The following is an 11,207-nucleotide window of genomic DNA, read 5'->3' on the forward strand; positions in this document are numbered from 1 at the left end:
TTTTCAGGGTATCTTCTCCAAAACGCATGGTGATCTTGGCACCTGCAGCCCCTTGCACCCGAATCCGAGCAACACCCGCAAAGTTTTGCCCCATGTCCACCAGAAAAGTATCCTTGCCCAAGGCTTTGATCCCAATTGGTTTGATCACTTTGGTCACCCGAATGGGCGCTTGAATTTGTGCTGTCAATGCCCCACTTGGGCCAGCGGTGGTACTGGCATTTTTCCAGGTTTTGGGATCATCAAAAGGTTTTTCGAGGCGGGCATCGTAGTGTTCACCCAGGTACACGTTGTTGCGCAGAATGGGGCCAGGAGCAGTTTCCCACGTGTTGTTGCTGGCAATGATTTCTTTGCTGCCATCGGTGTAGGTTAAGTGGATTTCGGCTTTCAGACAAGGGCGGCCAGTTTCCTGGTGATCACGCAAATTGAACCGACTGAACAAACGCAGTGGCAAAGGATTCCACCAACCATTGCCCAACATCACGCCAAGGGTGTTGTTGCCTTTAAGAACTTGAGCCGTAATGTCATGCACTACATACAAAGCTTGTTTCCGGTAGGTAGTAAAACCTGGATCCAGGACGTTATCGCTGATTTTCTGACCATTCAGGTAGGCTTCACTGTACCCCAAGCCGCTCAGGTACAAGCGAGCGCTGGCGATTTTTTTGGTGGCAGCAAATGATTTCCGAAACAAGGGCATCGGATCATCGCCATAAAATTGTTCGTCTTTTTCAGGCAGACTACTTCCATCATTGATCCATTGTGCCCGCCAATCTGAGGCTTGCAGCATGGCGGTTTCAAACCACGCGGTCTTGCTCCATTCAGAGGCTTCTCCGTCCTGATTATACACCCTCACTTTCCAGAAACACCGAGAGAACGATTGCAAAGGTGCCCCTTCGTATTCGATTTGGATGTTTTGATTGGAGTTGATTTTTCCCGTCGACCAGGTAGTGCCTTGTCCTTGTTCCAGAGCTTTGGAGTCGGTACTGAGCAAGATTTCGTAAGCAGATTGACTTTGGTTGCGGGCCGTACTTTGAAAAGTCCAGGCGAGGCGGGGCTTGGCAATGTCGATACCCAGTGGGTTTTCAAGGTATTCGCAGGTCAATTGAGCAACCTGAAGTGGGGAGGCCGCATTCAACGCCAAAGAACAGGTGCACAAAAAAAGCAGGAAAAAGGTATTTTTAAACATAACCATGATTGTGGTTTGGTAACATTTATTGATTCACATTACTCTGGCAGCTTCGCTGTTGTAATTTTTTCACCACCTTAGAAACCTAAGACAACTGGGATGCACTTTAGAATCCAAACAGTATGGCCTAAGATGACTCTTAGGTCTCTGAAGTGTCTAAGGTGGTGAAAAACATAGCAGCGAAGCTGCCAGTGTTGTGAGCTAATCAGGAAACAAAACGAATATCCCGCTTTTCCCAGAATTCTGGTTGGAGTACAGAAAATATTTTCAAGTCTTGTATCTTTAACAGCAACATACCCACATTAAATGAGCAATTCAGCAAACACCACGCTTATTCCGGCAGAACTAATGCAGGACGTTTTTGAAAAGATTCTTTTGGAAAATGGCATGCCCCATGACCGTTCACTCAGTTGCGCAGAAATTTTCACCCAAAACAGCATCGACGGTGTGTACACCCATGGAGTCAATCGTTTTCCCCGCTTTGTGCAATACCTGCGCGATGGATACATAGTAGCCGATGCAGAACCAACGCTGGCGCACAAATTTGGTGGCATCGAACAATGGGACGGCAACCTGGCCCCCGGCCCGATCAATGCGCTTTTTGCCACCGATCGTGCCCTCGAACTGGCCCATGCACATGGCATTGCTTGCGTGAGTTTGGCCAACACCAATCACTGGATGCGCGGTGGTACTTATGGCTGGAAGGCTGCCAAAGCGGGGTTCATATTTATCGGCTGGACAAATACCATTGCCAATATGCCTGCCTGGGGTGCATTGGATGCCAAATTGGGCAACAATCCTTTTGTTATGGCCATTCCCTACGGAGATGAAGCCATTGTGCTCGACATGGCGATGTCGCAATATTCTTTTGGAGCATTGGAACAAGCGGCCATGAAAGCGGAAACACTCCCGGTTCCGGGTGGATACAATGCCGCTGGCGAGTTGAGCACCGATCCTGCAGGCATTTTGGAAACAGGCAGATCGATTCCGATTGGTTTCTGGAAAGGCGCGGGATTCTCTTTGCTGCTCGATATTCTGGCCACTATTCTATCCGGTGGTGCATCCACACACGAGCTGAGCAAAACGAAAGTAGAATATGGTGTTTCTCAAGTTTTCATCGCCATCGATCCTCAAAAGTTGGGCAATCATGCGGCCATTGCGCGTATGTTGGAGGACATTATCCAGGATTACCATGCTTCTTTACCTATGAATGAGAAGCAAAAAATCAGTTTCCCAGGTGAACGGATATTGGCTACTCGCACGCGGAATTTGGCGCAGGGCATCCCGGTTTTGCAAAAAGTGTGGGCAGAGATAGAAGGTTTGATGAGCATGTAAACTCAAGACATAAAAAAGGATTTCATGGTTTCACCGCAAATTGCTTTGTCAAAGACTGCTGCAACTGGAATTGAAAAGCCCTCTACAGTACGCGATTTGATGGTGTCTCCATTTCGCCATTTGGCAACCAATGCATATTCATTTACAGGAATGAGTTGAAGCCAGTATTGCTCAATTGTTTGTACCCAAGGGTCAATGATCCAGTACTCAGGAATACCGTGAATGGCATAATCCTGAAATTTGACTGTACGATCATACTTGGCGGTTTTCTTGGACAATACTTCCACTACAAAATCTGGGGCTGGATGCAGCATGGTTTCGTCTGTAAAATCTATTGCTTTTTCATTGCCCCAAAAACAAATATCTGGTTCGTAATCGTTTCTGGTTAAAGCAACCATGCCTTTGTCATAAGAAGTTTCGCCCAAGTTGTTAAGGGCTACAAAAGTGTCCAACAATTTAAAAAGATTGCCGCTACATCGCAAATGCCCCCGTTTCACAGGCGAATGCAAGATCACCTCTCCATTGATGAATTCAGCCTTGACTCCAGACGTTATCCACTCGCGAAATTCATGACGGCGTTCTTTTTCAGCTTCAAATTGAATTTGGGCTTGCTCCATCAATTGAGGCAAATCGGGCGCATCCAATAATTTTTTCAAAAGTGCTGCGGACATAAACATTTATTTCTGGAATAAAGATACAACTTTTGGCAAATCAAACCAAGTCTTACACGCCCCTACGCTGCTAAGATTTGGATGAAATCAGTATAGCCTGGTGACAATTGTCATTATCCCTCATTTTCACCCAAAGTACTTTTATGACCATGATTTTTATCATCAAATCAACTGTCAATGACGGCAAGTACTACCCTAAAATCAGTGTCCGGCAAAGTTCGGGTCGACAACCATACCCAATGTTACCATTGCAGCGAACCACTGCCCACTACGCCTATTCCTTTTGATGAAAAAAAATTCTGCTGCGAAGGTTGTCGGACGGTATATGAAATATTGAACACCAATGGAATGTGTCAGTATTACGCCATTGACGAAACGGCGGGCATCAGCCTCCGGGGCAAACGCCGGGAAGAATACGCTTTCCTGGACGACCCCGAAGTCCTCAAGCGCCTGGTACAATTCAGCGATGGCAAAACCACGCGCATCACCTTGTTTTTGCCCCAAATCCATTGTGCTTCCTGCATCTGGTTGCTCGAAAACCTGTTCCAACTCAGCAACGGCATCCATTCATCACAAGTCAATTTTTTGAAGCGGGAACTGCATCTCGTATTTTCCGAAACAGAAACGAGCTTGCGCAAAATCGCTGAACTATTGGCCAGTTTGGGCTATGCGCCAGCCATCAACCTGGGAAGCCTGGATGAAGCCGCTCGCCCAGCCATCAACCGGGGTTTTGCGTATAAAATCGGGGTAGCCGGATTTGCTTTTGGCAACATCATGCTGCTCAGTTTCCCGGAGTATTTGGGCTTGAATCAACTGACTGAATCGGGATTTTCCAAATATTTTGGCTTGCTCAACATTGGGTTGTCTTTGCCAGTTATCTTTTTCAGTGCCCAGGATTACTTCCGTTCGGCCTACCAAAGCTTAAAGCGGGCGGAGCTCAATATTGACGTTCCCTTGGCGCTTGGTGCAGCAGTACTGTTTTTGCGCAGCGTTTACGAAATCCTGAGCCACAGCGGTGCGGGATTTATGGACAGTCTGGCGGGTTTGATTTTTTTTCTGCTGATTGGCAAGTGGTTTCAACAGCGCACCTATCACCACATCTCATTTGAACGGGACTACAAATCGTATTTTCCCATCTCAGCCCGCAAAAAAGAAGGCGGCATAGAACAATCAGTAGCGCTGGACAAACTGGATGCTGGCGACATTATCCTGGTGCGCAACGGCGAACTGATTCCTGCCGACGCCATCCTTTTGCGGGGAGAAGCCAGCATCGATTACAGTTTTGTAACCGGGGAAGCCGATCCCGTGCGCATTCCCGGCGGAGAAAAAGTATTTGCCGGAGGCCGACAGATGGGGGGCATCATCGAATTGAGTTTGAGCAAAAAAGTCAGCCAAAGCTACCTGACTCAGCTCTGGAACGAGGATGCGTTCAATAAAAAACAAGAAAGTCAGGCCAGTATTCTGGCCAATAAAGTCAGTCGTTACTTTACCACTTCCATTCTGTTGGTGAGCTTTGGCACCTTGATTTACTGGGTGCCCCGCGATGTCCATACTGCCATCAATGCCTTTACAGCGGTATTGATTGTGGCTTGTCCTTGTGCAGGCGCCTTGTCGGTTCCTTTTACCCTGGGCAACGCCTTGCGCATCCTTGGACGGTACAATTTTTTCCTCAAAAACACCAATGCGATCGAGGCATTGTACCGCGTGGATACGGTGGTGGTAGACAAAACCGGCACCATCACCGCTGGTCAGAAAAGTGCGGTGCAATTTGTAGGCACAACCTTGAGCCCAAGCGAAAAAGAATTGATTGCCGTGTTGAGTGGCCAAAGCAATCACCCGGCCAGTAAATTGATTCACAACGAATTGTCTAAGGAGTTTGATCCCGAATTCAAGCCGGATTTCTCAGTACTGGATTGTGTGGAGACACCAGGAGCGGGAATTGCTGCCCTGGTTGGAAACCGTGAGGTAAAACTGGGTTCGCGCCGTTTCATGGATGAGCACCTGCTCAACCCGCAGATGGATGGTGAAGGCGTGTATGTTCAGATTGAAAATGAAATCAAAGGGTATTTTGTGCTGGAGCATTTTTTGCGGCCACAGGCGGTAGAAATCCTGCAATACCTGCAAAGTTTGGGCGAGGTATACCTGCTCAGTGGCGACAATGACCGGGAAGCCTTGTTGCTTGAGCCCATATTCAAAGGGCGCTCCAACATGCATTTCCGGCAAAGTCCCAAGGATAAACTACAATTCATCCAGGAGTTGCAATCAAAAGGCAACAAAGTACTGATGCTGGGCGATGGGCTGAACGATGCCGGAGCACTGCGTCAGGCCGATGCTGGCATTGCCATCACTGAAGATACCGCCAATTTCACTCCTGCGTCAGACGCCATTTTGAGTGCGGAGAATTTCCAGCGTTTGCCCGCTTTTATTGAATATGCCCGCAAAAGTGTGAAACTGGTATTTGGGGCCTATTCACTGGCTTTGTTGTACAACATTGTGGGGCTGAGTTTTGCTGTACAAGGTGCTTTGTCTCCAGTGGTCGCGGCCATTTTGATGCCACTCAGTTCGATCACAATTGTGATTTTCGGCACGATCTCCAGCAACTGGTTGGCGGCAAAGATGCTGAAAAAGTAGGCTTTGGGCATTAAACCCCTAAAAACCGAAGCCGCTCCCCTTTTTTGTCTTCAAAAAACTGACCATCGCGATAAGCCAAATGGCCGCTGACGACCGTAGCCTCCACCCGCCCCTGGAAGGTATGCCCTTTAAACGGAGACCAAGCACATTTGTAATAAATGTTCTCTGGAGTAATCCGCCATTCTGATTCCAAATCGAAGAGGACCACATCTGCCCATGCTCCTTCATCGAGGTAGCCGCGGTCTACCGTGCGGAAACATTCTGCGGGGGCATGGCACATTTTTTCTACGATTTTTTCGAGGGAGATTTTTCCTTGTTGGTAAAACTCGAGCATTACGTTGAGGGTGTGTTGCACCAAAGGCAGTCCTGAAGGCGCCTGAAAATAGCTATTTTGCTTCTCAGCCCAGGTATGCGGCGCATGATCGGTAGCAATAATATCCAGGCGATCGTCCAATAAAGCCGCAAGCAATGCCTCCCGGTGGTGTTTGGCTTTGATGGCTGGATTGCACTTGATTTGGGTGCCTGCCCAGGTATAATCATCGGCGCTGAAATGTAGGTGGTGAACACAAACCTCTGCGGTAATCCGTTTTTCGGCCAATGGAATGTCATTGCGAAACAGCGCCAATTCTTCAGCAGTAGAGATGTGCAGGATGTGCAAGCGAGTATTGTGCTTTTTGGCCAATTCTACTGCAAAACTGGAGGACTTCAAGCAGGCTTCTTCATTGCGGATGATCGGATGCTGATCCATTGGCACGTTTTCACCGTATTTTTCCCGCATCATGGCTTCATTCTGCCGGATGGTGTGCTCGTCTTCGCAGTGCGTTGCAATCAGCATGGGGACTTGAGCAAACAGTGCATCCAAAGTTTGTGCATCGTCAACCAACATATTGCCCGTACTGGAGCCCATGAAGATCTTGATGCCGCACACTTCCTGGGAATTGGTTTTGAGTACTTCGCCCAGGTTGTCGTTGGAGGCCCCCATGAAAAACGAGTAATTGGCCAGGGATTTGGCTGCCGCAATCTGGTATTTTTCTTGCAGCAGTTCCTGGGTCAGGGTTGGAGGCTTCACGTTGGGCATTTCCATGAATGAAGTAACACCACCGGCCACTGCTGCGCGGGGTTCGGTGTACAAGTCGGCCTTGTGGGTCAGTCCCGGCTCGCGAAAATGAACCTGATCGTCGATAATGCCTGGCATCAGGTACTTGCCTTCAGCGGAAATCTCGAGCGCGCCAGTGGCCTCAATGATTCCGCCCACTTTGGCAATTTTGCCATTTTCGATCAGTAAATCACCCGCTGTGATGCGTCCGCGGTTGATGATTTGGGCATTCTTGAAGAGTATCTTGGCCATGTGCTTAGAATTGTTTATAAACGCAGAAAAATTAACTTCCCGATTTTAGGTTTTGAATAGGAAGTCGAACGGTTCATTTCAAGTGAGCTTCCTATTCAAAACCCTCTAAAAAAATCGGGAAGTAATTTTTTGCGTCATACTTGGGCAAAATAAACCGATTTTAAGCAATTTGTGGCGATAAATTCAAGAAAAAAGAAGTATTTCGCACAAAATTCAAACGCACCAGGTACTTGGTCAAGACCATGAAAGAAATACTCTCACCGGATTTTAAGGTTGGCATTTTGGGCGGCGGCCAATTAGGGAAAATGTTGGGATTGGCGGCAGCCAACTGGCACCTGCCCTTGTATTTTCTGGACGATTCCCGTAGCTTTCCAGCAGGTGGAATTGCCGAAGCATTTGTGGAAGGCAGTTTCAAAAACTACGAAGATGTGCTGGCCTTTGGTGCCGACAAAGACGTAATCAGCATTGAAATCGAGCACGTCAATACCGAGGCTTTGGTAACCTTGCAAGCCCAGGGTGTAACCGTACATCCTCATCCCGAAGCATTGAACTTGATCAAAGACAAGGGCTTGCAGAAGCTTTTTTACCAAAAGCACCACTTGCCCAGTGCTCCATTTGAGCTTTTTGAAAACGAGGCTGCTGTGCGTCAGGCGGTGCAAGAAGGCAAATGGACTTTCCCTTTTGTGCAAAAATCGCGCACCGCGGGTTATGATGGCAAAGGCGTTGCCATCATTCGCAATGAACAGGATTTGGTGGAAAAATTGCTGCCAGGTTCTTGTTTACTTGAGGAATGCATCGAACTGCAAAAAGAACTGGCCGTTATCGTAGCGCGCAATGCCGCTGGCGAAATCGCAGCTTTTCCAACGGTAGAAATGGATTTTAATCCCGATGCCAATCTAGTTGAATTCCTGATTTGTCCTGCCCGCATTGATCCAGACATCGAAGCTGCTGCCGTTGAGTTGGCCAAACGCTGCATCGAGACTTTTGGGATTTGTGGTTTACTGGCAGTAGAGCTATTCCTTACGCCTGACAATCAGCTCCTGATCAATGAAGTAGCACCCCGCCCCCACAACAGTGGCCACCATACCATCGATTCTTGCTACACCTCCCAATTTGAACAGCACCTGCGCGGCATCCTCAATCTTCCCCTGGGCAGTACGGCCATGAAGTGCCCTTCGGTGATGGTCAATTTACTGGGAGCGGATGGATACAGTGGACCTACCCGTTACGTCGGCCTGGAAGATTGCCTGGCCTTGCCGGGAGTAAAACTGCATTTTTATGGCAAAAGCACCACCAAACCTTTCCGCAAAATGGGGCATGCCACGGTTTTGGCCGAGAGCATTGAAGAAGCGGTGCGGATTGCTAAGTTGGTGCAAGAGCGGTTGAGCATTCAGAGTTTCTGAGTTGTGGTTTTTCTCTTTTATTTAGCAGCTTCGCTGCTTGTTTTTTTCACCACCTTAGGAACCGGAGACACCTCAGATGCACCTAAGAGTAAATTGACTTAGGTGAACCTTGAGGTGTCTCAAGTTTCTGAGGTGGTGAAAAAGAAACAACTAAGGTTTCAGACTCATCGTCGAATACTTCACCGACTCAATTTTTTTCCGGGAATAAAACAAGGGGAAATACTGGTCATTGGCCCACATTTCAAACAAGTTGCGGTAATGCGGATGCTCGGGATTGCCCGATTGGCCGGGCGTATTGGTACCGAGGCAGTAGTCCCAGTTGCCCGTATCCACCATGAATCGAAACGAGGCTCCACTCAATTGATTGTAGGTCCCCCCTGTAGCGCCCACGGTCATGCCAGATCCGCCACGTGGCAAGGGGCCATGATCCAGTTTTTGGCGCAACTCGGGGTTGACTGCATTGCTCAGCGGATGCCGGATCAGCACGTGTTTGTACAAGGCTTGCCCATATTGCCACTGGCTGCGCGGCATGCCGGGGAAGCGGGTCTCCAGGCTGCGCATGGCCGCGCCGAGGGCTTTCAGCATAAAATTGTTGCGCTCCAAGGTGGGATTTGCCCCAAATTTTCCATCTGGCAAAAGCAAAAACTCCACCATGCGATACGGCTGCAAAGTGATCAAGCTACGCGCTTTTTCGGGCATCAGCATTTGCTCAAATTGGGCTTTCATCTGTCGTTCCCAGGCATCGTACAAAGTAGCCGCAATGGAGTTCTTTTCCAATTGATAGTCCCATTGCAACAGGGTTTTCCGTGCCCACTCTGCGCTGGTATCGGTGCTGACCAAATTGCGCAGTAGCGGCACCAGGTTGCGGGCAGGAATAGAGAGGTAATCGGTTTGCAGCGCCATAAAATCAGCCAGGGTATGCTGTTTTCCCGAACTCAGCACCTCTTCGGAGCGATCGCTGCGGTAAGGATCAGCCCACACAAAACCGATGCTTTCCCATTTGTTGTAGTTTTTGGGTGTGCCGTCTTCGTTGGATGTATTCCAAAAACCTTTGGCCGGATTGTAGACGCTGGGGCGTTCTAAAATGGGCAAATAACCCTCCCACTCAAATCTGCCATCGCCTGGCACGGGCAAAAGGCCACTGTGATGGCGGCGGATGGGCGCAATCCCCACGGCTTGCCAGCCGATATTGCCTGCCCGATCGGCCCAGATCATGTTTTCGGCAGGGATATGGCTGTAGCTGCAAGCCTGACGGAATTCACTCCAGTTTTTGGCCTGTCCCATGCGCAAACTAGCCAGGTAAGGCGCACCACCCACTTCCAGCCAGGCACAACGTACCGCGCAAGCAGTTTTCAATTTCGAATCTTCGTGCACCACCGGGCCGTGGTGGGTGTACTTCAGTTCTACCACTACTGGCGCTCGGCCTTTGACTTTGATGGTATCTTTGATGATGGTCATTTTGCGCCATTCAGTGCCGACTTTGTACATATTGGGGTTATTGGGGTTGGTTTCGTACACATAGAGGTCTTCGGCATCGGTTGCAAAAATGGTCAAGCCCCAGGCGCCGTATTCGTTGTGCCCGATGGAAATGCCAGGAATCACTGGCTCGCCGCCGCCAATCACATTCCAGCCAGGAGCAACCAGGTGGGACATGTAGCGCAAGGAAGGAGCAGAAATTGCCCGATGGGGATCGTTGGCCAACATAGGAAAGCCACTTTGGGTGCGGCTACCACTCACAATCCAGTTGTTGCTGCCTACATTCGAAAGTCTTTCACTTTGGTTTTGCAGGTATTCTTCGGCATCGATGGCAGCCCAATGTTGGTAATCTTTGGCATCAGAATTGCGTACTGCCCCGATCAGATCTTCGGGTTGAAAACTGAGCGGTTTGCGAAAGGCATTGTACAACTTCAGGAGGTCTTGTTGCAGCAGTTCCACTGGTATTTTGGGATCGAGCTTCAAATCAGGCTCTTTGGGGTGAAACCAATTCAAGGATTTGAGTTTTTCTTCGCCTACCAAAAGGAGCGCTTGAGCATTCTTCAATTCGTTCTGCACATTTTCCAATAGCCCCTGATGTCTGGAAATAACCACTTCTGGCGTCCACAATCCGGGTTTCAGATTCAGCAATTTAAACTCCATGGGCAGCAAATCGGGCTGCTGCTGGGTTTGTTTGATCCAAGCGTTTACTCCAGCTACAAATGCGGTAATGATTTGTTTACCCCGGGGGTGGTAATGTGCCATTTCTTGATCCATATTGCCCCGGAAACGAAACAAGCGTGCACCGTTATCGCGGTCTATCTCGCGTTCGCCCAATATTTCTGCCACCGTACCTGTGGCCTGGCGACGCCACATTTCAAACTGAAAAAGGCGATCGCGGGCGGCATAAAAGCCTTGGGCAAAAAACAGATCGTGCTCGGTTTGGGCATAAATGTGCGGTACTCCCCATTGATCGGTGATGATTTCAACGGGTTTTTCCAACCCGGGGAGGTTCAATTGTTCTTGGGCAAAGAGGTTGATTTGAGCGATCAACAACAAAAGCAGGGCAATGGTATATTTCATGCGTGGTAGTTGAGGGTAAAACTGAGTAAGTATACCATTTAAGGAGGAAAGTGCAAATAAGATTGGGGAAATGTTTGCCT

General features: G+C 48.8%; 7 protein-coding genes. 3 read left to right on the top strand and 4 right to left on the bottom strand.

What is annotated here, in order from left to right:
* A partial coding sequence (locus tag ABW391_RS25825) for a family 78 glycoside hydrolase catalytic domain (RefSeq protein ID WP_353484793.1) occupies positions 1-1,189 on the bottom strand: 1,189 nt, incomplete at its 3' end.
* Between the two features lie 300 nt (positions 1,190-1,489).
* On the opposite strand from ABW391_RS25825, the gene yiaK reads away from it, so the two are divergent.
* Positions 1,490-2,518: a 3-dehydro-L-gulonate 2-dehydrogenase gene (gene yiaK / locus ABW391_RS25830; protein WP_353484794.1), complete on the top strand. Its 1,029-nt coding sequence runs from the start codon at positions 1,490-1,492 to the stop codon at positions 2,516-2,518.
* Positions 2,519-2,520: 2 nt separating this feature from the next.
* On the opposite strand, the gene ABW391_RS25835 is transcribed toward yiaK, so the two are convergent.
* Positions 2,521-3,189: a Uma2 family endonuclease gene (locus ABW391_RS25835; RefSeq protein WP_353484795.1), complete on the bottom strand. Its 669-nt coding sequence runs from the start codon at positions 3,187-3,189 to the stop codon at positions 2,521-2,523.
* Between the two features lie 177 nt (positions 3,190-3,366).
* On the opposite strand from ABW391_RS25835, the gene ABW391_RS25840 reads away from it, so the two are divergent.
* On the top strand, positions 3,367-5,820 hold the full coding sequence (locus ABW391_RS25840) for a heavy metal translocating P-type ATPase (protein WP_353484796.1): 2,454 nt from the start codon (positions 3,367-3,369) through the stop codon (positions 5,818-5,820).
* 10 nt (positions 5,821-5,830) lie between these two features.
* Here ABW391_RS25840 and ABW391_RS25845 read toward each other — a convergent pair whose 3' ends face one another.
* A complete protein-coding gene (locus ABW391_RS25845) occupies positions 5,831-7,168 on the bottom strand; it encodes a dihydroorotase (RefSeq protein WP_353484797.1) in 1,338 nt (445 codons plus the stop codon).
* Between the two features lie 242 nt (positions 7,169-7,410).
* Between ABW391_RS25845 and purK the strand changes: the two genes are divergently transcribed.
* The gene (purK, locus tag ABW391_RS25850; RefSeq protein ID WP_353484798.1) at positions 7,411-8,571 is read left to right on the top strand and encodes a 5-(carboxyamino)imidazole ribonucleotide synthase; all 1,161 of its coding nucleotides are present in this window, start codon (positions 7,411-7,413) and stop codon (positions 8,569-8,571) included.
* Positions 8,572-8,721: 150 nt separating this feature from the next.
* On the opposite strand, the gene ABW391_RS25855 is transcribed toward purK, so the two are convergent.
* Complete coding sequence (locus ABW391_RS25855) at positions 8,722-11,127, bottom strand: penicillin acylase family protein (RefSeq protein ID WP_353484799.1); 2,406 nt, start codon at positions 11,125-11,127, stop codon at positions 8,722-8,724.
* Positions 11,128-11,207 lie beyond the last annotated feature (80 nt).

It is taken from the genome of Haliscomenobacter sp., from assembly GCF_040403615.1.
Classification (GTDB): Bacteria; Bacteroidota; Bacteroidia; order Chitinophagales; family Saprospiraceae; genus Haliscomenobacter.

Excerpts from the sequence above, each read along its gene's own strand:
- yiaK (WP_353484794.1), top strand. The coding sequence starts at position 1,490 with ATGAGCAATTCAGCAAACACCACGCTTATTCCGGCAGAACTAATGCAG.
- ABW391_RS25835 (WP_353484795.1), bottom strand. The coding sequence starts at position 3,189 with ATGTCCGCAGCACTTTTGAAAAAATTATTGGATGCGCCCGATTTGCCT.
- ABW391_RS25840 (WP_353484796.1), top strand. The coding sequence starts at position 3,367 with ATGACGGCAAGTACTACCCTAAAATCAGTGTCCGGCAAAGTTCGGGTC.
- ABW391_RS25845 (WP_353484797.1), bottom strand. The coding sequence starts at position 7,168 with ATGGCCAAGATACTCTTCAAGAATGCCCAAATCATCAACCGCGGACGC.
- purK (WP_353484798.1), top strand. The coding sequence starts at position 7,411 with ATGAAAGAAATACTCTCACCGGATTTTAAGGTTGGCATTTTGGGCGGC.
- ABW391_RS25855 (WP_353484799.1), bottom strand. The coding sequence starts at position 11,127 with ATGAAATATACCATTGCCCTGCTTTTGTTGTTGATCGCTCAAATCAAC.